This window comes from Caballeronia grimmiae (genome assembly GCF_022879615.1).
In the GTDB taxonomy this organism is placed as follows: domain Bacteria; phylum Pseudomonadota; class Gammaproteobacteria; order Burkholderiales; family Burkholderiaceae; genus Caballeronia; species Caballeronia grimmiae.
Window position 1 is genome coordinate 1,804,356 of sequence record NZ_CP084271.1, and the last position, 21,848, is coordinate 1,826,203.

A 21,848-nucleotide genomic window follows, 5' to 3' on the forward strand; every position below is an offset into this window, starting at 1 on the left:
CGCGAAGTCACCCGCCTTGCCGACCTACACCCTCGCCTCTCCCGTCAGCGCCGAAATCGACATACGCAAGAGTCGCTTCATCGCGCTGGCCATTCCGGTGACTGATCGCGATGCCGCGATGCGCGAGCTTGACCGGCTGCGCGCCGAGCATCCGGGCGCGACGCACGTTTGCTGGGCGCTGCTCGCCGGCGGGCAGTCGGGCATGTCCGACGACGGCGAGCCGTCCGGCACCGCGGGCCGGCCTATCCTCGAAGTGCTGCGGCACCATGAGGTCGATGGCGTGCTCGCGGCTGTGGTGCGCTACTACGGCGGCATCAAGCTGGGCGCGGGCGGGCTCGTGCGCGCCTACACCGATGCGATCGCCACCGCGATGCAGTCGGCCGAGCGCGTAGAGCGCATCGAGCGCGGGCTGATGAACGTCGACATCGACTATGCCGATGAAGCCCGCGTGCGCCGATGGATCGAGCAGCACGACGCCGAACTCGTCAACAGCGCCTACGCGATGACCGTACGGCTCGTCGTGCGCATGCCCGCCGCCGAGCGCGAATCGGCCGCCGCGGAGTTGCGCGATCTGACGAACGGCCGGGCGATCATCGAGGTCCACGCGTGAACGAGGCGCGCGTTTTCAAGCTGACGATCGCGCCGGGCGGGCAGGTCGTCGAAGCGGAGGGCGGCGTTTCGTTGCTAGAGGCGGCGTTGCGCGGCGGCGTGTCGCTGCCGAGTTCGTGCCGCAACGGCACATGCCGCGCGTGCATGTGCCGGCTGATCGCGGGCGAGATCGGCTATCGCATCGACTGGCCGGGTTTGACCGCCGAAGAGAAAGCCGATGGCTGGATTCTTCCGTGCGTCGCGCTTGCTCGATCGGACGTGACGATCGACCAGCCGGACACGAAACTTGCCGCCGCCGCGCCGCGTGCGGTTCGCTCGCGCGGCTTCTGACGCACGCGGGTATTTCGGGATTGTCGTCACGATTCAACGACCTACGATGTGAGTCCGGAACCTCTGCAAGCACATCGTCGCTCAAAGGGGATGCGGAGCGGCTCTCAAAAAGTGTACAATTGCGCTTTGCCCAATTTCTGGCAGGGCCAGATCAACCGAGATTTCAATGACTAAAGTACTGTTGAAAGAGAACGAGCCTTTCGACGTCGCCATGCGTCGTTTTCGCCGTACCGTCGAACGCACGGGCCTGATTCAAGAACTCAAGTCGCGTATGGCGTACGAGAAGCCGACCACCGAGCGCAAGCGCAAGAAAGCTGCTGCTGTCGCTCGCCTGCGCAAGCAGATCCGTCGCGCGCAACTGCCGAAAAAATTCTATTGATCGACTGATGGCGCGGGCATCGCCCTCGCCCTTTCAGTTTCGGTCAGTACGCCGGAAATCGGCGGGTCGCGGTTTCGCCAATGCCGTGGCGTTCAGCCACGGGCGAAAGCTCGCGAGTAGCACGCCTGCCGCGTGCGCCCGTCGGAACCGGTTGTCGGAATAGCAAAAAGCCTGCATGAGTCGATGCTCATGCAGGCTTTTTGTGTTTGGGAAGGTCTATAGCGCCGAGCGGACGGAACGTTGCCGTCACTTGGTTGCGGTGACTTGCATCGATTGGGTGCACAAAAGCAAAGAGCCCGGCTGGACCGGGCTCTTTGCTTGACATCTTGGTTGCGGGGGTAGGATTTGAACCTACGACCTTCGGGTTATGAGCCCGACGAGCTGCCAGACTGCTCCACCCCGCGTCTGAAGAAAAAGATTATAGACCGGACGCGCCTAAGAAGTCAAACAGTCTTTTCATCACGACGCCGACGCCGTGCCCAATTGCGCGCCTCTACCATCGTTCGAGGCGAGCACCGCATTGTGGTGTGCTCGCGAGAGCTTGCCCAAGAGCGGCAGCAGCAGAATCGCGACCACTGCTCCGCCCGTCGCGAGCCAGCCGAGCCACACGAACAAGTGCGTATAGAGCGGCAGCGAGCGCAGCGGATCGAGATCGCCGGAAGGCATGCGCGCCATATTCGCGACGAGGCTTCCCAAGTACTGCGATACACCCGTCGCCACGAAATAAGCGCCCATCATGAAGCCGCCCATGCGAGCCGGCACGTAACGCGCGATCATCGCGAGGCCGAGCCCGGACACCAGCAATTCACCGAGCGAATACAGTCCGTAGCCGGCCACCATGAACCACGACGACACGCGTCCTTCCACGGCGTATCGTCCGCTCAGGCCGAACACGAAAAAGCCGATCGCGACAACCACGAAGCCCAGCGCATACTTGCCCGCGACCGGGATATCGCGCCCGCGCCGCGCGCGCCGCGCATAAAGCACGGCGAGGACAGGACTCAGGAACATGATCCAGATCGGATTGAGCGCCTGAAACTGCGCCGCGCTCCAGGTGAAGAGATGAACGCCGCCGATCGAAAACGCCGGGTCCACATTGCGCAGCGCGAAGAGCGTCAGCGACGTCGACATCTGCTGATAGAACACGAAGAAAAGGATCACCTGCAACGTCAGGATCAGCGCGGCGACGAGGCCCGCCCTTTCGCTGCGATCGCATCGCGTGAGCATGTAGCCGAAGATCGCCAGAATGCCGAGCCCGGCCACCCACACGCACACGCGCGCCACCGTCTGATGCTGGAGGATAAAGACCGTCGCCGCTGCGAGCGCCACGCCGCCCGCTACGACCGCAGCGAAGTGATTCCAGCGGATCGGCTGATCGTCCGGTGCGGAGCCGATATGCGCAAGCGTGCGGCGCATCAGCGCAAAGTTGGCGAGGCCGAGCAGCATGCCGCTGCAGCAGACGGCGAACGCGGCATGCCAGCCCCAATGGTCCTTGATCCACGGCGTCGCCAGCATCGACGCAGTCGAGCCGATGTTCACCGCCATGTAGTAAATCGTGAAGGCGCTGTCGATTTGCGCGTCATCGCCTTCATAGATGCGGCGCACGAGATTAGCCGCATTCGATTTGAACAATCCGTTACCGACGACCACCACGCCCAGCGACGCATACAGGAAGCCCAGCGCATCGAAAGGCAGCGCGAGCATTAGATAACCAGCGGCGAGGACGACCGCGCCAATCGTCATCGTGCGTCGGGTGCCGAGCACCTTGTCGCCGATCCAGCCGCCAACCGACGGCGCCGCGAAAACCAGCGCGGTGAATGCGCCCCAGGTCAGGTTCGCGTATTCATCGGCGAAACCGATTTTGTCGATCATGAACAGCACGAGCAGCGCCGCCATGCCGTAATAGCCAAAACGCTCCCACATTTCGATCAGGAAGACGGTCGTGAACGAGCGCGTCCGCGATACCGCGGGCGTTTGATTCTTCATTGGGAAATCCTTCAACGGCGATAAGCAGTGCGTCGCGCTTTCGAGTAACGCGTTCAGAAGTGAGAACGAACATCGCCGCGTAATGGACGATGGCTGCCAGAAACAGGCAATTATCGCCGATCAGGATTTCGCGGCGAGCGCGTATCTTGAAATGCGCTTGCGCGAATCAGAAACAGCAGAGCGATGGACTCAGGCACTCACGCGGCCGGCCGGCGCGCGAACGCCAGCACGAGGCCAAAACCGATCATGAGCGCCCCGCTCGTGCGATTGAACCATTTCAGCTTGCGTGCGCCGCGCGAGAAGGAAGTCAGACGCGCACCGAGCGCGGCATAGACGACGATCGCCACGAGTTCGAGCAGCAAAAAGATCGCGCCGAGGATGGCGAAACTCGTCGCATAGGCCGTGCGATCGACGAACTGCGGAAAGAACGCGGTAAAGACGAGAATCGCCTTCGGATTACCCGCCGCGACGAGAAACTCCTGGCGCATCAGCCGCGCGACGCCCGCCGGGCCGCCTGCGTCGGCGTTCGAGACGAGCGACGGCCCCGAGCGAATCAGCTTCACGCCGATCCACACGAGATACGCCGCGCCCGCGAGCTTCACCGCCGTGAATAGCGCTTCGGACGCGAGCAACAAAGCGCCGAGCCCGAGTCCCGCGATGACGATCATGATCGCGAACGCCGCCAGCCGCCCGAACGACGCCAGCACGGAAGCGCGCACGCCTTCGCGCGCGCCGTTCGACAGCGAGAGCATGTTGTTCGGCCCGAAGGCCATGTTGATGGCGAAGCACGCCGGAACGAACAACCAGAAAGTCTCGAGCGACACTATGCACCTGCCGGGAGTCAGAAGCGGTGACGGATGCCCGTCGTGAACATGAGCTGATTACGGCCGCTTGCCGGGTCGTTGCTGTTGATGATCGCCGGCGCTTGCGACGACGCGCGCTGATAGATCGTCTCGACATAGACATCGGTGCGCTTGCCCAACAGATAGTCGACTTGCAACGCGCCTTCGTGCCAGTGCGCCCCGCCGCCGTTCGTGTACACATACATGCCCGCGAGCAGGATGGCCGGCGTCAGCTTGTAGATGCCGTTGACCTCGTAGTTGTTGAGCGCGAGCGAGGCGAGCGCGTCGCCGGTGTCGGCATCGACGGGACCGGTGTTGATCGAGCGCGAGAACGTGCCCGCCAGTTGGAAATCGCCGATGCCGTAACTCATCCCTACGCCGAACGTGTTCTGGCGCTGAACGGTCGCGTTGACTACCGCGCCGGGCGCGGCGCCAGGCAACGCGAGCGTGTCGTAAGCGCCATTGGCCGTGTTGCCGCGCCCGTTGTTGTGCAGATAAGCCGCGCCCGCGCTGAAGGAACCCGCCGAATAATTCGCGCCGATGCTGTACGCGCGATTGTTCGCGAACTGTCCCGCCTGGTTGGAGAATGCGTAGAGGCCGCCGAAGCTGAAGCCCCCGTATGTCGCGCTCGTGTACTTCACCGAATTGGCCGCGAGGAACGAATTGTTGGCGTTGTCGTTGTCGAGCAAGTGGGCGAACGCGGTCCCGCCCGCGCCGCCCGTCAGCGTGAACGGCGCGAAATAGTCGTGCAGCGAGTCGTATTGGCGGCCGAAGGTCAGCGTGCCGAGATCATCGGTGCCGAGTCCGACATACATCGGATGATCGTTGATGCCCTCGCCCGTCGATACGGCAAACCCGCGCTCCAGCCGGAAGATCGCCCGCGCGCCGCCGCCGAGATCCTCCGATCCTTGCAGGCCCCAGTAGCTGCCGTCGATGGTCCCGGTGGTCAGCCGATATTGCGCATGTCCGCCGACGTTGTTCACATACGCGACGCCGGTGTCGAGTTCGCCATAAAGCTGCAGGGAGCTTTGCGCCCACGCACAGGCCGGAATACCGACGAACGCGATACACGCGGCCATCACGGCCCTGGATTCCGCTCGATAGCGAGTGCGGGCGGGACGTTCGGCGGAAAGGCAGTCTGCGGGACTGATCGGCATAAGATGCTCCGGATGCGTTTTTTGACTGACGAGATTGTCGATTCCTCGCTCGATCTTGTCAGGTAAAAAACCCGCGTAGTGGCGCGCTGTGACCTCTAACCAACGAACGACCGTCTGCCCCTTTCCTTTCTGCCGATTCGACGCTATTAGCGTCGCGGCGCTCGCCGCGGCCTGTCGCTAGAATCGACGCGACGCTTCCCTCATGCAACCGGACCATTCGATGCCCAACAAAACTCTCGCAATCGTCACTGGCCACACGCGCGGCCTCGGCGCGGCGCTGGCCGACACGCTGCTGTCGCTCGACGCCGACATTCTGGCGCTCTCGCGCCATCGGAACGCCGCGCTGGCCGCACGCTATCCCGGCCGGCTGCAGGAAGTCGAACTCGATCTCGCCGATCTCGCCGCCCTCACCGCCTGGCTCGCGGACGGCGCGCTCGGGCGGTTCGTGGCGGGCGCGAATCGCGTGGTGCTGGTGAACAATGCGGGACTGCTCGCCCCGGTCGGGCCGCTCGCGAGTCAGGACGCGGCGGCGATCGCACGCGCCGTCAGCGTGAATGTCGCCGCGCCGCTGATGATCGCCGCGGCGTTCGCCGCGCAGAGTGCGCATGTGGCGGATCGGCGCGTCGCTCATATCTCGAGCGGCGCCGGGCGCAATGCCTATCCCGGCTGGAGCATCTACTGCGCGACGAAAGCCGCGCTCGATCACCACGCCCGCGCCGTCGCGCTCGATGACAACCCGTCGCTGAGGATTTGCAGCGTCGCGCCGGGCGTCGTCGATACGGACATGCAGGCGGAGATTCGCGGCGCCGGGCTAGACCGCTTCCCGCTGCGCGAGCGCTTCGATGCGCTCAAGCGCGAGGGCCAACTCGCGACGCCCGAAGAGTCGGCGCGCAAGCTCGTCGATTACTTGTTGAGCGATGCGTTCGGCAGCGCGCCGACCGCCGACATCCGCGAACTCGCCTGACTCTCAGGCGGCGCGCAGCGCGGGCAGTCCGAGCGCCTGCCGCGAGAGGCGGTCTGCGTCGGCGTTGCGGGCGCGCGGAATCCATTGCAGGCGCACATCGCCGATCCGCGCGATGAGCGTGCGCACCCGCTCGGCGTGATCCGCGAGCCGGCGTATACCGCCGCTTGCGGGTGCGGCGACGTCGTCGATGACGACGCGGCTGTCGCCGTAGATCACGAGCCGCGTCGCCCCGTTCTGCACCGCTGCCTCGAGTAGCGCGAGCAGCGCCAGATACTCGGCTAAGCTGCTATCGCCGATACCCGCCGTCGCGCTGATTTCGATGCGCTCGCCGTGCGGCGCCTTCAACACCCCGCCGATGCCGATGCGCCCCGGATTCGGCAGCGCGGAACCATCGAACCAGCCGATCCAGGCGTCGCTCTCACCCGCCGATGAATCGTCGAACGCCGTGCGTCGTTTCGCGCGCGTCGCACGTTCGAGCTGGCGGAGTCGCAATGCATCGGCGGCTTTGGCTTGCGCGGCGCGGCGTGCGTCGACCAGATCGCGCAAAGACTGCTCCGCCGCCGCTTCCTCTAGCGTTCGCACGAGTGCCGCGTGCTCCGACAATCCCGCGTGCCTGACAAGCCTGCGGCTTCGCAAGCGTTCTTTCTTGTAGGCGACGGCAAGCAGTTCGTGCAATTCGACCATGGGCGGCAAGTGGGATTGAGGAGCGGGCAGCTTAGCAGACGCCTGCGCGCGCCACCCGTCGGCATTGGCGGATGCCCCACAGACGGCATGTTCCTTGCTTGCGGAAGAAGATAACCGGACACGCACGGCTGGCGAAACCGCGTTGATCTGACAACCCGCCAGGCATTGGCCTGGAACCTGCAAGGAGCAGATCATGAATCAATCGATGGAGCAGTCTTCCGGCGGCGCGACGATCGTAGGGAAAGGCGCGTCGACGGCTGCCGGTCCCGGCCCCGACGTCATGGCTGCCAGCACGCTGGATGACAATCCGGTGCTCAGCAGCGACGGACACGACGTTGGCTCGGTGAAGGAAATCATGCTGGACGTACGGAGCGGCCGCATCGCGTATGCGGTGTTGTCGAGCGGCGGCTTTCTCGGCATCGGCGACAAACTGCTCGCAGTGCCATGGAGCGCGCTGACGCTCGACACCGATAATCGATGCTTCCGCATCGCCGCTACCGCCGATCAGGTGCGCAACGCGCCGGGCTTCGACAAGGACGCGTGGCCGTCGATGGCCGACCGCGTCTGGGCGAGCAGCGTTCACACGCACTACGGCCGCGAGCCGTACTGGTCGAACGACACGCGGTCGAGCGACGTCGCCGCCACCGGCGCGATCCCGCCCGGAGGCGTGGACGCGCCCGAAGCGGGCGGCGTCAAGCTCTGATCGTAACGCGCCGGGACGGCATCGCCCCGGCGCGCCGGTCTCGCTAGTCGAGCGGACGTTCGCCGAGCGGGATGTCGACGGTTTCGGAACCGTCGCCCATCAGCGCGCGGAGCACATCGCTCGCGAAATCCTCGACGGCGAAGTGCCATTCGAGCGAACCGACCGGAAAGTCGTTCGGATTACTTTTACCTTGCGCGCGACGAATCGCGCCAACGGACAGACTCAGCGCGCGTGCATGCTGAAAATGCGGATCGTCCGAATCGAGAAACGGCAATTGGTCTTTTTCCATGACTGCCTGAGGCCCCCGTCGCTGACACATGACAACGATATCGGCCGGGATTGCTTGTTCTTTAGCCCGGCTTTTCGAATCTGTCGTTCGCGGACGGCACGCTGCGTCAACGCGAACGAATGACGAAAGGAAGCTGATGACGCCCTATCGGAATCTGGCCGGTAACTCCGGTGTATCCGCATTCGAGATTCGGGACGATAGCATCGAGGTCCGCTTCGCCAACGGCGTCACTTATTTGTACGACTATGGCACGCCGGGCCGGGCGCATGTCGAGCAGATGAAGCGCCACGCCCGCGCCGGACGCGGACTCAGCAGCTACATCTCGCAGGAACGCCCGCCCTACGCCGCCAAAAGCGATCACTGAGCGCAGCGCGCCCGTTGCGTCATTCCGCCTTCAGCGCCCGGACGGCAGGAAGGGAACGTTCTCGTTGCTGGTCGCCGTCAACTGATGCATTTGTCTTTGCAGCTTGTTCAACTGCGCCTGCGCGGCGACGCGACGCGCCTCCAGTTGCGCGAGTTCCTTGCGAGTCTCCTGCTGCCTGAGCGCGACTTCCTGGTCCTGCGTGCTGCCTCGCTGAAGGTCGACCCGCACGCGCTCCACCTGCGCTTCAGAATCCGCGATGAGCCTCGCAAACTGGTCGTTTTGCGCCTGGAGATGGATACGCCGCATGTCGGCGTCAGCGAGGCGCATTGCCTGCTCCGCAAAATGGCGGAATGCCGGCTCGGCGGCGCTGATATCGCCGGCTTTCAGCACGCGCCAGACGGCGTCTTCGTGATGAAGCACGGCATAGTAGGTCAGGTCGCGCGGATGGAAAAACAGGCTCACCGAATAAGCGAAGCTCTGAAACGTGCGAAACGTTGCGAGCACTCCCTGCTGCACTAGCCATTCGACTTCGGCAATCTGCGCGGCCTGCAGCGCGTGCGGTCCTGGTTGCGCCATTGCGCCGACCGCCCGCAGCGGCGTCACGCGCGGGGTAGCCGCGGCGGGCAGCGCCTTCGCGGGGAGGTCGTCGGACGAGGTATCGTCATCGGATTTGAGCGGCGCGGCAAAACGGACCGGCGCATTCGTTTTTTGCCGCACCAGGAAGGAAGGTGCGCTTTCGAGAAGGGTGCCTCGTCTGCTTAGCAGGCTTTTCACAATGACTCCAGGGTTGGCTTGCCGACGATGCTCGACATCGAGCGTTCACGAATCGAAGTCATGCGCGATCGGCTGCCGATAACGTTGCATGGAACTCATCTGGATTGCAAATGACGTCGCCCGTTCGCTATCGGCTGATGAAATCCAAGTATAGGCGAGTCATAAACGGATGCAATTACGGCTTCACCAAGCCTCGCCAATGTTTTAATACACAGACAAAGCGTCATAATTCGTGCGAAATCGTGTTTCGCGCGGCAAGCTAAAAATACAGATAATCACGAATGGCGATAGACAGCCTGCGTTCCGCTGAGTCGCAGATTCGCCAGTTGCGCCGAGCGCGCTTTCGACATCAGCGCCACCATGCGCATGATCCTGACACCTTGAACGCCGCAGCCGATACCCGGTGTTTGAGCCACGAGCGCTTCGAGCGACTGCAATCGCCCATACAGTTCGATGACCGGCGTGGCTACCGAACCTTCAGCGTTTGTAGCTGACGCGCTGGCGTGCGCGAGCACCGGCTCGCACAGGCGGTCCGGGCCCGCGGACTGGCCGCCGAGCGAGTCCGCAAGAACCTCCGGCGGCTCGTAATGCAGGCGCCCTTCGCTGCGGTCGCGGAAATACTCATAGACCGCTTCCAGATGCACCTTAGACGTTTGTTCGACGCGCCGGGCGGTGGCCGCACATCGTTGCAATTTCCAGTTCTCGCGCTGGCTTACTGCGGCAATCAAATCGGCGATGCCCGTCCTTAATTCCGCTTCGCGCCGCTCTATCAAGGCATGCAGCAATTTCGCTTCTTCGGTAGCCTGATCCGGCAAGCGTTCGCTCCATGCCAAAAAATCGTTAAGTGTGGTCGACATGAAACACTCCGTCGCAATAACCCAATAAATTGGTTTTTGGGTCGCTAAATTCGTTTGGATCGCGAATTGTAGTGAATCGGCAGTCAATTGCCATCGCTTTCAGCCGACGCTTTATCGTAGTCGCTTTGACGAGCCGCGGCACGGTCGATGCTGAACGAGTGCAGCGGCGCGTCTTGCGCCCAATACCAGGAGACAGTCATGAAAGCGACCGCAGCAATCGCAGGCGCACTCCTCGCGCTTGCCAGCACAGCCACTTTCGCGCAAGACATGTCGCGCGATCAGATGAATCAACGACCGAAACAGATGCAGGGACAGCCGAGCGCATCGCCGATGCCGGGCTCCAATGATGCATCGCAAGGCGGCGCACCGGCCGGGACGTCCGGCAGCGGCACGCTGATGCAGCAGCGCGAGCAAGGCATGTCTCCGGACGCATCGGCAGCGCCGTCCGGTGGCGGGAAGGCGACCGGCACGATGAAGCAGTAAGCCGCTAGAGACGATGCCTGCGTCGGTGTGCGCAGGCATCGTCACGAGCGAAGTGCGACACCATGCCTTATCTGTTTGTCTTTAGACGACGTGGTTCGTAAAAGATCGTTGCGCTTGGCGTAATTAGGAAAAATCCGGCTGTATTTCGCGAGGCTAACGGTTCAAATGCGCCTTCCTTGGCTCGGACGAGGCAATCTGCAATGAACAACTCGCGCATTTCCGTCGACGCACATCGCGACGTAACGCTGCCGCATTCCATGCGCGGCACCACGCGCACAAACGTGCTTTCGTTGCCAGGAACTCGCGTGCGCACCATTGGGCGGCTTCGCGAATCCACGGCGTTTCCCCGCCAATGAGCAGATGCCGCTCGACGAGCGCATAGCGCGCTGGTCCGCGACTTGGGCATTCAAGCTTCGCGCGATTGAGGGCTGTTCCCCACACACAAAAGCAGGTCACGGGCGTCGCTGACGGGTCCTGCATGGGCTGTGCTCGTCCGCTCTCATTCGCCGATGCTCGCTCCTCGGCCTTTGCATTTCGATAAACAATAAGAAAGACTTCATGCCAGTACGTAACGCCTTTCGACTCGTCCTGATTCCCCTTGCGATGATCATGACCGCGCCGGCTTTCGCCAAGTACAGCGAAGAGTGGGTGGGCGGCAAAGACGACGCTGAGGCGCACGCCACGACTCACGTCAACGTACATGCGGCCCCGTCTCACGCGAGCGATGCCCTACAGCCTCACGCCAAGCCGAAGGTGTCCGGCTCACCGTTCGCATCCGATCCGATTGCAGCTTTCGCGGACGACCCCATCGCAGCGTTCGCGCGGTCGCGAAGCAAGTAGACGGCGCGCTGATCCGCCCGAGGCCGCAAGCCGCGGACTTCCCTCGCTAAGCAGAATGACAGAAGCCCGCGATTGTCGCCTGACGGTCGCGGGCTTTCGTTCGACTATCGTGTGCTTAGCCGATCAGATCGGCCGGCAGCTTCCCGCCGTTCGCTGCAAGCGCCTGCATCAACTGCTTGTGCAACCAGATATTCATCGACGCGGAATCGTTCATGTCTCCGCCGTAATGCAGTTCAGTTGCAAGTTGCTTGCGATGTTCGAGACTGCTGTCGACTTGCAGCAGCTTCATCAAATCGACGATCGACACACGCCAGTTCAGCGTTTGGCTGCTCTCGCTCGCGAGTTGATCCATGACGGCTGCGACGTCGATATCCGTCAAGGCCTGAGAGGGAGCGCCGCCCTCGACGGCGGGCGCGGGCGCCGGGTCCGGCTCGACGACCGGCGCCGGCTGCTCCGGCTTGGCTCTGTGGAAGATCTTGCCCACGATGTCACCGAAGATACTCATGTCTGTGTCCTTGTTCGAATTGAAATACGGCGGAACGCAGGGCTGACGCTTTGACCGCAGCGAGCCTGCCGCGCCTTAACGCGGGCATCGCGGCTCAGTTGACCTTCGTGGACAATTCGAGCGGAATCAAGACGAAATATTGCAGCGGGACGGTTGGTAGTACGCTTCGATCCGGCGGCGCTTCCCGTTTGCGTATCGGCTGGCAGATTCTCGGAACGAATCCGAGGGACCATGCGCCCGTGACGCGGGCAGCGAGAGTCCGCGAATCTTCGACGCCACAGAAACTTTTCTGCCGCCCTACTAAGGCATCTGCCGCATCGCTCTTCTGGCTTGGCGGGTCCGCTTTCGTCGCAGGTCACTGAGCGCTTTGCGCAGAGCATCGTACTGTTCCCAATAGCCCAACTCCTTGAGCCAATCACGCACCTGCACAGGGCTCACGCCGCGCTCCAGCGCCGCGTCCTGCATCGTGATCTCTCCGCGTAACAGCCGTCTGGCGACCGCGCGCCGCTGAGTTTTCGTCGTAATCGGGATGGGGGGTATGACTCGCATAGGAAATTGTCCGTTATAGGTCAGCGTTTGACGCCGCTGATGTGTTTGCATACCACGTCGAATCGGAACGCTAGACTCGTCGGCATTAGCTGGGAGTTGCTGATGTTCATCGATTCCACTAATGCCTGAACCGGCGCATCCCAATTAGCCATGCACTCATCGCGCACCGAACCTTCAGTGTCGATGCGTTCAATCAGCGGACTAAACATGTGTACTGTCCCATCGTTGATCGCCGCACGTTTTATCCGACGATGTTTCCACGTGCCGATCGGCAATGACGGCATAAGGTCGATTGCATTTCATGCGTTCATCAAGCGCGTTGTGCGTGCTTGCGACAGCCACCCGATTCATTGGACAGCGATAGTCGTTTTCATCGCCCGCGCGGACGCTAATCCTCTCAGAGCTGGACCCTTCATACTTTGTTTTCCTTATTGATTTGTGGATGAGCGTATGTGGGAAATTGAAGCGCACCTGCTCCGCCTCTCGCCATCGGAGCAGACCTAAAAAGGGAGATGAGTGGGATGTGGTATCGGTTCGGCTGCTTTCTTGATGCTTCAGCGATTCGCCATAGCGCAATTGAAGCGCCGGCTTATGTCATTCTTCAGGACGACTGCCGAATAGCATGGAAAAGCTGAGTTCGATGACCTCAGGCTGCAATTGATCGATTTCAACCTAGACGGTGACTGAATCACACAGGTTCGACGGCTTATAACCCTGCCACCTTTCTATTTATTGAAATTCAGCGTCAAAGCACGCGTTCATACTCGTTACAATTTGCACTCCTGTCAAAGATGGAGGTGACATGTCGTTTCCAGAATGGGAGCGTTCGTATAACGCGCTTTCTGTACCGCTAACCAGCGACTGGCAATGTTCGCTCATACCGATCCGCGGCCTGCCGGACGTTGATCGCGGCTGGAAGCTCTCAAATGATGAGCGGCAGAAAGCACGCAAAGAGCGCGACGAACAAATCGAGCAAGACCGGCAAGACTTCGACCGGCTATTTCGGGTGTCCATCGACCGCCGCGCGGCGCGCTCCTGTACCGAGTTCCGCGCATATGCGGCATTCATTAGCGAACACCTTCGTATTTCAGGATTGTCCGCGCCGGTCGATGGGGACGGCGTAACGCGCATCCTCAGTGATGCGGTACGCGATGGTCAACTCGTTCCTGCCATTAGCCGCGCTTGGTGCGGTAGTCGGCGGGTCGTCCGACAGTACGCACCGCAAAGCTGGCCGAAGCGAACGCCAGATGCTAAACCTACCATCTACTCCTTCCGTGACGGGCAGCTTGTACCGCTTGACGCGAGTGGGCGCTTTAACGTTGACACGCCATACGTTTGCGCGCGAGTTGCGGCCAATGCTGCCGCCTCTGCGGGCTCGTCTGGTGGTTCTGGTGGCAGCGGTTTTGACTGGCTCGGCGCGGCCGAATCGGTCGCCGGGGCGGTGCTTGGCGGGGCGAGTTCGAGCGACGGCGATTCGATGCTCAAGAGCTTCGGAGATACTGACGATGGCGAAGGCCGTTCGTTGCTCAGTGACGCGCAGCCGTTCGAGTATGTGCCGGACGCATTGAGCGATGATGTAACGGAACTAGCGGCGCGGGGCGTTCGTATGACAGGGAACGAACCCGGAGGTTTTGCCATTAACCCGAATGGCCAAGATGTGGATTACTTCGATTCAACCGGCAATCTCTCGGCTCAATATCATGGAAGCCACGGTGATCCGCACGGACATAATTTTTCTGGTGGCGTGCGGGACAACACGCATCTTCCAATGTCACCGATCAGTTTCAATTAGATTCGCGCCAAATAGGGGGCTGTCATGAGCAACGCAAACAAAACATGGGGTTGGCATCATGCAAAAAGCGCCGAATGGCTTAAAGCCGTTCTAGGCGGGTATTCGTCTTTTCACGACTCCGCTGTACGTTCATTCTGTCTGCGGAGAATTCGACAAACGCACGAAGATGTCAATGGAATCCTCTTAACGGGGAACCGCGTGCGCGAATTGCTCGACCTTCGGCTGGAAGTGCTTCACAACCGTTATGGTGCGCCGCCCGTTTCGGATCGCCCCGATTACATCGTCGTGCTTGATTTTCTGGACATTCGAACATCGGATATTGACGTTAATGGCATGATTGAAGAGGCGACGATCATGGAAATGACACTTTCCGGAATGCCCGGTGAACTGATTCAACTGGACCTTACGCCAAATATCGGCCTCGATATTCGGCTGACGTGCAAGGAGGTCGTGGTAGTCGATATGCGCCCGTACAAGCGTGATATTTCGTAGAAGTGGTGGAATTGCGGACCCTTGGCTACGGCCATTCGCACGTCTCCGCGCCCGCACGGCGCTTAGGGTCAGGAAGGACCCGTGCAGGCCGTCACCACCATAACGTAAGGGGGCGTTCCTCGAGGTTGCCGTTCTCGCCAGCTGTAACGAAAACTAAGGCCGCATCCGGCCTTAGTTTGAGGAGCTACGGCTCGCAGTTGTAAAGCTTGCGATATTCAGGTCGCTGGCGGCGGTGAACCGCTATCGGTCCGTCAACGCCAGCGACGGCCAGTTGTTCGCCGGTCATCTTCAGGACTTCAAAAACAGCGCGCCTTTCGCGCGCTTCTTGAACGAGCAGCGCCCATCCGGCTTGGTCTAACCGCTCGCGGATAGTTGCAATGAGTAAACGATCGAGTCTGCGATACTCTATCGCGCCGCGCATCTGGTCTCGGACCCTCTTGAGTTCACCATTGCAGAATGGTGAGACGCGCCTTTGCTTCGACGTGCTCAGGCGAATCCGGCACGCTCTTTTTGCGCATTTGTTCGGCGGCGTGGAACGCGCGCAAGAGATTCGCGGGTTGTTGCTCAGAGAGCGAAACGTGTTTGCAGTCTGCGTTGCGACAAGGTAAATGTCTTATGAAGGCTGTAAAAAGGCGAGGCGATCCTAAACGGCGGCACTCAGCCTGAACGCTTCGCTGTAGCGTCGTTCCAACACATATTGATAGGCGGGACGAACGCAACGGAACGATAGCCTGCGCCCGTTGATGGGCTATTCGATGGGCCAGAAAAACGAAAAGCCCCGCAAATAACTGATTTGACGGGGCTTACATGTCCTGCTTGGCGAGAGAGGGTCCGCCCGTTTGCATTCCATCGAATTCCGCATCGATCCAAATTTCCTTTCCTAGACAATAATTTAGCTCCATCCCGATACCTATTTATTCCACATCATTCCGCTCGAATCCGCTATCATTTTGTGGGTCGTTTTGTTGCATTGCCGCTCCTGTGTGAAGCCCGGAGCCGCCCCAAGAAAGGGGCGGGCGGGTACGGTGACAAGGTTGGCGGACCGGGAACATAACCATAACCGGCAACCCTTGCGGGTTCCCTGCCACGTCCCGCCCATAGGCGTGACAATGCACCATGCGCCAGTGGTCAAAGTCGGCGCGCGGGGTTGAACGCTTCGCCCGCATTGCGCGGGCGTCACGGGTTAAATGTTCGAGAGGCCGCCAAGCCTGTTTCCAGCGCACCACGCGCCGGACTTCACAGAATACGGCACACGTCTGCACTTCGAATTCTACGATGATGTCAAAACTCGTGACGATTGACGGACCTTAATCGCGAGTCTCTGTTATCGATACTCGTCAATCTCAATCGTCCCGCCCATCTCCGCCATCATCGAGCGGATATCGTCCGGAACGTCTGGGACGCGATCTCCGCTCGCATTGTCCCAATAACAGAAGAAGCGCACACGAGCCTGTTGCTTATTGAGCAAATCACGGAAATCGCTTCGAGGCAGAGCAAGAAGCTCAATCAGATATCGCAAGTGCGGCTCAAGTCTGTCGCTCTGAACAGCGAGTTTGCTATTCACACTCCACACATTGGTGCGGCCGGGTGCGCTGCTGGTCTTGCCGGACGGAGTGGTAAAGTGCTCCCCTTTTAAAACAAAAGCATCGGGTTTCACATTGAAATAGGCGCTCCATGTTTCGGGCCTTACCAAATCCCCAGCTATCGAGAATGATGCGTTTGCAGACTGAAAATCGTTCATATGGTCCACGTGTCTTTAGTTGTAGTCGTGCATGTTTCCGATGATGTCGCCTTTAAATTCGATATCGCCGTTATCGTGCCAAAGAACGTTATCGGCTCCACCAAGGTCCAAACCGTCTTTCATTGTGTGAACCATCTTTCCGAAAATTTTCCGTTCATATCCGAGCATCTTTGCGGCATAGTTCGGATTGTTTGTGCTTGCTGCAAGTTGTTCGATTTCATCGCCTAGATCGTCAGGCACATAATCAAACGGTTGTGCGTCGCCGAGTAGACTATCGTCACCTCCGAAACTCTCGAGCATGGGATTGCCGCCGCCATCGCTACCAGACGTTGCACCGCCGAACACCGTCCCCGCAACCGCTTCGACAGCGCCGAGCCAATCGAACCCGCCGCCGCTGGCGCTTGCTCCGCTGCCAGACACGACGCCGCCCGCACCGGACGCAAACTTGCTCACCGCACTCAGGCTAGACGCGTCAATTCCAGAGTCGAAGCCCGATTCGCCGTTGGCACGCTTGAGCGCGGCAAACTCTCGCCAGCCGATGACTTCATCCTTTTCCGCCTTGAAGCTCGCGCCGCCGCTTGCCTTTGGCCAATTCTGCGGCGCGTACCACTTGAACACCCGTTGTGTGCCAGCAAACCAAGCATTGCGATTGACCGATGCAACGATACGGCCATCGCGCACGGCGTGACGCAGTATGCGCGTGACGCCATCGCCATCGACAGGCACGTCCCAACTCGACGCCCGCAACTCGTGTCGAATGAACTCGATGTATGCGCGAAAGTCGGACGACAAATGCGCCGAGCTTGCATCAATGCGCGCTCTGAACAATACATCGAAATCACGCCGATCCTCTTCCCTCTGCCGGTTTTCGGCGCTCTCTTTTTTTTCGCGCTCTGCATAGGACAGACCTCCAAAACGGCTGGACCGTCGATACCAGTCGTTCTGCTCAAATTCCCGCTTGGTCATCAGCGTGCATCGCCAGCCACCTGACAACGGGACGTAAAGCGCGTTGTAAGTTATGTGCGTCAAGTTGTGCAGAAACCGGATACCGGTGGTTTCAGTTGATCCTTCTGTGCGGCGTTCGGCGCGCGTGGCTTCCCGCGGCGCCGAACGCCGCACGCCCGCTATGCAGCAGCGCGTAAGAACTCCTTTTTCTGCTCGGCCAGCAAGGCCATGTTCAGATAACGGCTGTCTTCGAGCCACGTTTCATGCGTTTCGCTACACAGGGCCCTGATCAGCCGAAGGCACGACGCATCGTTTGGGAAGATGCGCACGATACGCGTGCGCCGCCGGATTTCCTCATTCAGCCGCTCCAGCATGTTGGTGGACTTCAGGTGCTTGTGATGCGCGCGCGGCAACCGGTAAAACGTCAACGTCTCAGCGATGTTGCCTTCGACCCAGTCCACCAGCTTCGGATATTTGCTTTGCCACTTGCTGATCCACGCAGCCAGATCCCGTTGCGCTTCCTGCAGGTCGCGACGGTCGTACATCCAGCGCAACTCCTGAAGGCAGTCGTCATCGGCCTTGCGCGGCAGATAGTCCAGTGCGTTGCGCAGGAAGTGGACGTAGCAGCGCTGCCAGGCGGCTTCCGGCAGCACCTCACCGATCGCCTTCTTTAGCCCCGCGTGGTCGTCCGAGGCGACGAACTCGACGCCTGACAGGCCGCGCTTTTTCAGCGCCAGAAGGAATTCTTTCCAGCTCGAATGGCTTTCGCGGTTGGCCAACTCCACAGCCAGCACCTGCCGGTGGCCTTCCCAGTTGATGCCGATGGCGATCAGCACCGCCTGCGAACGGATCACGCCCGACTCACGCACCTTCTCATAGCGCGCGTCGACGATCAAATACGGATACGCTTCTTCCAGCGGCCGGTGTGCAAACTTTGCCAGCGTCGCATCCAGCCCCTTGTTGATCGCCGAAATCGCCGAGGCCGAAAAACTGTGACCGCACAGCTCTTCGGTAATCGCCTTGACCTTGCGCGTCGACACACCCTGCACGTACATCTCGGCCAACGCCGCCACCAATGCCTTCTCGCTGCGCGCATAGCGCTCGAACAGCGCCGTTGAGAATTCGCCATGCCGATCACGTGGCACGCGCAACTCCAGTTTGCCGATGCGCGTCACCAGAGCGCGGCCGTAGTAGCCCGCACGATAGCCGCTTCGCGTCTCGCTGCGCTCATTGGGCGCCGCGCCCAGTAGCTCTGTCATTTCGGCTTCAAGCACTTCCTGCAGCGCATCCTTCATGAGCGCCTTCATCAGATCCCGGTCGCCGGCAACCAGCGCTTCCGCTGGCGGCCGGTTCGTACTACGCTTGGTCGTGGCCATGGCGTAAGCCCTCCCGAGGGCAGGTTGACGAACTGGACATTCATCAACTTACACCACGGCCACCCCTGCCTCTGCGCTCCTGCCGCCTCAGCGTTTCTGCACATCCTTCAGCACACTACCGCGTTGTACGAAGTTCCCCAATCCGGAAACGACATGTCACCTCCAATATTAGAAAGGATTGCTAATCCTAGCGGGAGGTGAATAGACCTACGTTGATGCGTGTCACTTTGTGACAAGTGGCGAATGTGGATTCATGTACCGAGGACGTGCGCCGCCCATGACTTCCATCAACGGGCGGCGCTGTTCGAGCAAGTTGTTCGGTGATATGCCGCCTCGAACTTGTTCGCCACAGTATGCGCGAGCGCTCGCTACGCAAGGTCGCGGGCGTAACCGTTCTCGCTGGCCTCAATCGCGGAAGCTGCTGCGGGATCCGTGGGTCGTCGCAACGGCATATATCAATTCGAACGGCAACGCTTCGAATCAGGGGCAACGACACATCGAGCGCGTCTCAACGGACGTGGGTCATTTCGTGGGTGGCCAAAACAAAAATCCCGCAAGTCAATGACTGTGCGGGATTTCATAATCTCTGGCGGAGAGAGGGGGATTCGAACCCCCGATAGGTTTTACCCTATACACGCTTTCCAGGCGTGCGACTTAAACCGCTCATCCATCTCTCCGGAAGACGGCAATTATACCAACTTCGCGCCGCCCGCCTAGCCCCTATGGGTGACGAATGTAATCGACCAGTGCGCGCGTGTATTCATCGGGCTTGCGGTCGATCAAACTCACCACGATCGCCACCGCAAAGCCCGCCGGCACGCCGAACACGCCCGATCCGATCGGCTCGATGCCCAGCCAGCGCGGCCCGTCGAAGCCGGTCAGATGTGTAAAGAATGGATACGTCGACACGATGTAGTACACGCACACGACGAGTCCCGCGATCATCCCCGCGACGACGCCCCGCTGCGTCGTCCGCTTCCAGAACACGCCGAGCACCAGCGCCGGAAACAGTCCCGATGCCGCCAGCGAAAACGCCGCGCCCACGAGGAACAAGATGTTGCCCGCATTCAGCGACGCCACGTACGACGCCAGCAGCGCCACGCCGAGCAACAGAATCTTCGAAATCGTCACGCGCCGCTGGCTCGTGGCGCGACGATCGACCATGCAGTAATAGACGTCGTGCGAGAGCGCGTTGGCAATCGTGAGCAGCAAGCCATCGGCCGTCGAAAGCGCAGCCGCCAGCGCGCCCGCCGCAATCAATCCCGAAATTACATAAGGCAGTCCCGCGATTTCCGGCGCCGCGAGCACCACCATGTCCGGCTGCATCTGAATGCCGGCCCATCGCACGATGCCGTCGCCGTTCACGTCGCTCACGCGAATCAGATACGGTTCGATACGCCGCCACTGCGTCACCCATTGCGGCAAATCCGCGAACCGATGCCCGACGAGGCCCGTCAGAATCTCATGCTTGATGAGCACCGCGAGCACCGGCACCGTCAGATAGAACAACGCCACGAAGAACAGCGTCCAGCCGACCGAACGCCGCGCCGACGCAACCGACGTCGTCGTGTTGTAGCGCGTGAGAATGTGCGGCAGGCTCGCCGTGCCGATCGACAGACACAGGATCAGCGCGAGAAAGTTCAGTTGATGCGTACGCGGGCTTTCATCGTCGGTCGACGTGCGCGCGAACGCATCGGTCATCGGCACCGGGGCGGCGACGCGCCCGGTCAGCGCATCGCGTTCGCGGGACCATCGGGCTTGCGCGTCGGCGGGATCGCGCGGAAACGACGCCAGTTCGCGCTCGCGCTCGTTGATCTCGCGCAGCGGGCCGTTGCGTCGGCGCAGTTCCGCGATCTCATCGACGAGGCGCGCGTGCTCGTCGAAGTAAGAACGCGGCAGCGCATCGATGCGCTGCTGCATGCGCGCCGCCTGCCGCCCATACTCGTCACGCACGCGGGCTTCGTCCGGCGACGCCGCCAGCTGGCGCTCGAGCGCTTCGACACGCTCCATCACACGGCCATAGCTCAGTTGCGGGAACCAGCCGAGCCCGTCGCGATGGCCGATCATCGAGACGGGAATCAGAATCGCGCTGATCAGGATGATGTATTGCGCCACCTGCGTCCATGTGACCGCGCGCATGCCGCCGAGAAACGAACACACGAGGATGCCCGCCAGCCCGCAGAAGATGCCTATGGAAAACTCGATGCCGATGAAGCGCGACGCGATCAGCCCGATGCCCTGAATCTGCGCGACCAGATAAACGAACGAGCAGAGAATCGCCGCAACGGCCGCGAGTCCGCGCACGAGGTTGCTCGAGAAGCGCGTGCCGAGGAAGTCAGGAATCGTGTAACGCGCGAGCTTGCGCACATAAGGCGCGAGAAGGAACGCGACTAGGCAATAGCCGCCGGTCCAGCCCATCACGTAGGCGAGGCCGTCGTAGCCGCTCGCGTAAATCGATCCGGCCAGCCCGATGAACGACGCCGCCGACAGCCAGTCAGCCGCGGTCGCCATGCCATTGAACGCCGACGGCACGCGCCGTCCGGCCACGTAGTATTCGACGAGATCGGACGTGCGCGACAGAAGGCCGATCACGGCATACACGGCGATCGGCACGAACAGAAACACATAGCCGACCCACATGCCCGCGCCCGCCACGCGCTCGATGCGCTCCATCACGAAGATGAACAGCAGGAAGCCGAGCGTATACAGCGCGTAGGTGAGGATGAGGCGATTCGTGAGCTTCATCGCACCGGATCGTCCGGCGGGGACTCGGCGACGTTCGCGGTAAAGTTCGCGGACACATCGCCGCCCGCTATCGCAACGGCGCGCGCAAGACGCGCATCGGCGATCTGCATCAGCACGATATAGATCACGATCAGCGTCACGTAGACGAGGATCGCGCCTTGCGCGCCGAAATAGAACGGCAGCGGAAAGCCCGCGATGCGAACGTGCTGAAGGCGTTGCGCGAAAAGCGGCACGCCGAACGAGACGACGAAGCCGACGGTCATCAGCACCGCGATCAGCGCGACATTGAAGCGCCAGTAAGCGCGATGGGCGCGCGCCATCGCCGCCGGCACGGGCGGCGGCGGAGCGAGCGTGGAATTGAGGGTATCGGCGTGCGGCGTGGCCATGCGGTTATTTACCAAAACCGCGTCACGCCGGCAATCGGGATCGACCGCCGCTATTC

At 61.1% G+C, this 21,848-nt stretch carries 25 protein-coding genes and 2 tRNA genes; 9 read left to right on the plus strand and 18 right to left on the minus strand.

Annotated elements, in window-relative coordinates:
* Nucleotides 1-16 precede the first annotated feature (16 nt).
* The 3 genes from LDZ21_RS08730 to rpsU all read left to right on the plus strand — a co-directional run bounded on the left by LDZ21_RS08730 (nucleotide 17) and on the right by rpsU (nucleotide 1,318).
* Nucleotides 17-610, plus strand: coding sequence for a YigZ family protein (locus LDZ21_RS08730; RefSeq protein WP_244792811.1), 594 nt, complete (start codon nucleotides 17-19; stop codon nucleotides 608-610).
* Complete coding sequence (locus tag LDZ21_RS08735; RefSeq protein WP_404980512.1) at nucleotides 607-939, plus strand: 2Fe-2S iron-sulfur cluster-binding protein; 333 nt, start codon at nucleotides 607-609, stop codon at nucleotides 937-939. The genes LDZ21_RS08730 and LDZ21_RS08735 overlap by 4 nt, the downstream gene beginning before the upstream one ends.
* Nucleotides 940-1,105: 166 nt before the next feature.
* On the plus strand, nucleotides 1,106-1,318 hold the full coding sequence (rpsU, locus tag LDZ21_RS08740) for a 30S ribosomal protein S21 (RefSeq protein WP_006999077.1): 213 nt from the start codon (nucleotides 1,106-1,108) through the stop codon (nucleotides 1,316-1,318).
* A gap of 327 nt (nucleotides 1,319-1,645) precedes the next feature.
* Here the strand turns inward: rpsU and LDZ21_RS08745 are convergent.
* The 4 genes from LDZ21_RS08745 to LDZ21_RS08760 all read right to left on the minus strand — a co-directional run bounded on the left by LDZ21_RS08745 (nucleotide 1,646) and on the right by LDZ21_RS08760 (nucleotide 5,303).
* Nucleotides 1,646-1,722: transfer RNA gene (locus LDZ21_RS08745), tRNA-Met, on the minus strand.
* A gap of 55 nt (nucleotides 1,723-1,777) precedes the next feature.
* A complete protein-coding gene (locus tag LDZ21_RS08750; protein WP_244792813.1) occupies nucleotides 1,778-3,304 on the minus strand; it encodes a peptide MFS transporter in 1,527 nt (508 codons plus the stop codon).
* 197 nt (nucleotides 3,305-3,501) lie between these two features.
* Nucleotides 3,502-4,128: a LysE family translocator gene (locus LDZ21_RS08755; RefSeq protein ID WP_244792815.1), complete on the minus strand. Its 627-nt coding sequence runs from the start codon at nucleotides 4,126-4,128 to the stop codon at nucleotides 3,502-3,504.
* Nucleotides 4,129-4,145: 17 nt separating this feature from the next.
* Nucleotides 4,146-5,303, minus strand: a complete 1,158-nt coding sequence (locus LDZ21_RS08760) for a porin (RefSeq protein ID WP_483305139.1) — start codon at nucleotides 5,301-5,303, stop codon at nucleotides 4,146-4,148.
* Nucleotides 5,304-5,523: 220 nt separating this feature from the next.
* Between LDZ21_RS08760 and LDZ21_RS08765 the strand changes: the two genes are divergently transcribed.
* Nucleotides 5,524-6,267 (plus strand): SDR family oxidoreductase, encoded by a 744-nt coding sequence (locus LDZ21_RS08765; RefSeq protein WP_244792817.1) that lies wholly within the window; start codon nucleotides 5,524-5,526, stop codon nucleotides 6,265-6,267.
* Between the two features lie 3 nt (nucleotides 6,268-6,270).
* On the opposite strand, the gene LDZ21_RS08770 is transcribed toward LDZ21_RS08765, so the two are convergent.
* Nucleotides 6,271-6,951, minus strand: a complete 681-nt coding sequence (locus tag LDZ21_RS08770; RefSeq protein WP_244792819.1) for a reverse transcriptase-like protein — start codon at nucleotides 6,949-6,951, stop codon at nucleotides 6,271-6,273.
* A gap of 193 nt (nucleotides 6,952-7,144) precedes the next feature.
* On the opposite strand from LDZ21_RS08770, the gene LDZ21_RS08775 reads away from it, so the two are divergent.
* Nucleotides 7,145-7,654: a PRC-barrel domain-containing protein gene (locus LDZ21_RS08775; RefSeq protein WP_035970052.1), complete on the plus strand. Its 510-nt coding sequence runs from the start codon at nucleotides 7,145-7,147 to the stop codon at nucleotides 7,652-7,654.
* Between the two features lie 43 nt (nucleotides 7,655-7,697).
* On the opposite strand, the gene LDZ21_RS08780 is transcribed toward LDZ21_RS08775, so the two are convergent.
* Nucleotides 7,698-7,943 (minus strand): hypothetical protein, encoded by a 246-nt coding sequence (locus LDZ21_RS08780; protein ID WP_035970053.1) that lies wholly within the window; start codon nucleotides 7,941-7,943, stop codon nucleotides 7,698-7,700.
* A gap of 136 nt (nucleotides 7,944-8,079) precedes the next feature.
* Between LDZ21_RS08780 and LDZ21_RS08785 the strand changes: the two genes are divergently transcribed.
* Entirely contained in the window at nucleotides 8,080-8,307 is a 228-nt protein-coding gene (locus LDZ21_RS08785; protein WP_035970054.1) for a hypothetical protein, read from the plus strand.
* 30 nt (nucleotides 8,308-8,337) lie between these two features.
* On the opposite strand, the gene LDZ21_RS08790 is transcribed toward LDZ21_RS08785, so the two are convergent.
* Together LDZ21_RS08790 and LDZ21_RS08795 are read right to left on the minus strand one after the other, a co-directional pair.
* A complete protein-coding gene (locus LDZ21_RS08790; protein WP_244792821.1) occupies nucleotides 8,338-9,081 on the minus strand; it encodes a DUF2968 domain-containing protein in 744 nt (247 codons plus the stop codon).
* A gap of 275 nt (nucleotides 9,082-9,356) precedes the next feature.
* A complete protein-coding gene (locus tag LDZ21_RS08795; RefSeq protein WP_244792823.1) occupies nucleotides 9,357-10,025 on the minus strand; it encodes a hypothetical protein in 669 nt (222 codons plus the stop codon).
* A 111-nt stretch (nucleotides 10,026-10,136) separates the two neighbouring features.
* Here LDZ21_RS08795 and LDZ21_RS08800 point away from each other — a divergent pair, with 111 nt between their 5' ends.
* Nucleotides 10,137-10,421 carry a hypothetical protein gene (locus tag LDZ21_RS08800; RefSeq protein WP_244792825.1) on the plus strand — a complete coding sequence of 95 codons (285 nt, stop codon included), beginning with the start codon at nucleotides 10,137-10,139 and terminating at the stop codon, nucleotides 10,419-10,421.
* A gap of 153 nt (nucleotides 10,422-10,574) precedes the next feature.
* Here the strand turns inward: LDZ21_RS08800 and LDZ21_RS08805 are convergent, their stop codons facing one another.
* From LDZ21_RS08805 to LDZ21_RS08815, 3 genes are all read right to left on the minus strand, one after another.
* On the minus strand, nucleotides 10,575-11,123 hold the full coding sequence (locus tag LDZ21_RS08805) for a hypothetical protein (RefSeq protein ID WP_244792827.1): 549 nt from the start codon (nucleotides 11,121-11,123) through the stop codon (nucleotides 10,575-10,577).
* Between the two features lie 253 nt (nucleotides 11,124-11,376).
* A complete protein-coding gene (locus LDZ21_RS08810; RefSeq protein ID WP_244792829.1) occupies nucleotides 11,377-11,766 on the minus strand; it encodes a DUF3597 domain-containing protein in 390 nt (129 codons plus the stop codon).
* A 569-nt stretch (nucleotides 11,767-12,335) separates the two neighbouring features.
* Nucleotides 12,336-12,599 (minus strand): hypothetical protein, encoded by a 264-nt coding sequence (locus tag LDZ21_RS08815; protein ID WP_244792831.1) that lies wholly within the window; start codon nucleotides 12,597-12,599, stop codon nucleotides 12,336-12,338.
* Nucleotides 12,600-13,117: 518 nt separating this feature from the next.
* Here LDZ21_RS08815 and LDZ21_RS08820 point away from each other — a divergent pair.
* Nucleotides 13,118-14,107, plus strand: coding sequence for a hypothetical protein (locus LDZ21_RS08820; protein ID WP_244792833.1), 990 nt, complete (start codon nucleotides 13,118-13,120; stop codon nucleotides 14,105-14,107).
* Between the two features lie 24 nt (nucleotides 14,108-14,131).
* Nucleotides 14,132-14,599 carry an immunity 50 family protein gene (locus tag LDZ21_RS08825; RefSeq protein WP_244792835.1) on the plus strand — a complete coding sequence of 156 codons (468 nt, stop codon included), beginning with the start codon at nucleotides 14,132-14,134 and terminating at the stop codon, nucleotides 14,597-14,599.
* A 184-nt stretch (nucleotides 14,600-14,783) separates the two neighbouring features.
* Here LDZ21_RS08825 and LDZ21_RS08830 read toward each other — a convergent pair whose 3' ends face one another.
* The 7 genes from LDZ21_RS08830 to LDZ21_RS08860 all read right to left on the minus strand — a co-directional run bounded on the left by LDZ21_RS08830 (nucleotide 14,784) and on the right by LDZ21_RS08860 (nucleotide 21,792).
* Nucleotides 14,784-15,020 (minus strand): hypothetical protein, encoded by a 237-nt coding sequence (locus LDZ21_RS08830; RefSeq protein WP_244792837.1) that lies wholly within the window; start codon nucleotides 15,018-15,020, stop codon nucleotides 14,784-14,786.
* 903 nt (nucleotides 15,021-15,923) lie between these two features.
* Nucleotides 15,924-16,340, minus strand: a complete 417-nt coding sequence (locus LDZ21_RS08835; RefSeq protein ID WP_244792839.1) for a DUF4279 domain-containing protein — start codon at nucleotides 16,338-16,340, stop codon at nucleotides 15,924-15,926.
* Between the two features lie 15 nt (nucleotides 16,341-16,355).
* Entirely contained in the window at nucleotides 16,356-17,306 is a 951-nt protein-coding gene (locus tag LDZ21_RS08840) for a hypothetical protein (protein ID WP_244792841.1), read from the minus strand.
* A gap of 158 nt (nucleotides 17,307-17,464) precedes the next feature.
* On the minus strand, nucleotides 17,465-18,661 hold the full coding sequence (locus tag LDZ21_RS08845; protein WP_244792843.1) for an IS256 family transposase: 1,197 nt from the start codon (nucleotides 18,659-18,661) through the stop codon (nucleotides 17,465-17,467).
* Between the two features lie 587 nt (nucleotides 18,662-19,248).
* Nucleotides 19,249-19,338: transfer RNA gene (locus LDZ21_RS08850), tRNA-Ser, on the minus strand.
* A 43-nt stretch (nucleotides 19,339-19,381) separates the two neighbouring features.
* Entirely contained in the window at nucleotides 19,382-21,406 is a 2,025-nt protein-coding gene (locus tag LDZ21_RS08855; protein ID WP_244792845.1) for a VC_2705 family sodium/solute symporter, read from the minus strand.
* On the minus strand, nucleotides 21,403-21,792 hold the full coding sequence (locus LDZ21_RS08860; RefSeq protein WP_244792847.1) for a DUF4212 domain-containing protein: 390 nt from the start codon (nucleotides 21,790-21,792) through the stop codon (nucleotides 21,403-21,405). Before LDZ21_RS08860 ends, LDZ21_RS08855 begins: the two co-directional genes overlap by 4 nt.
* Nucleotides 21,793-21,848: the final 56 nt, after the last annotated feature.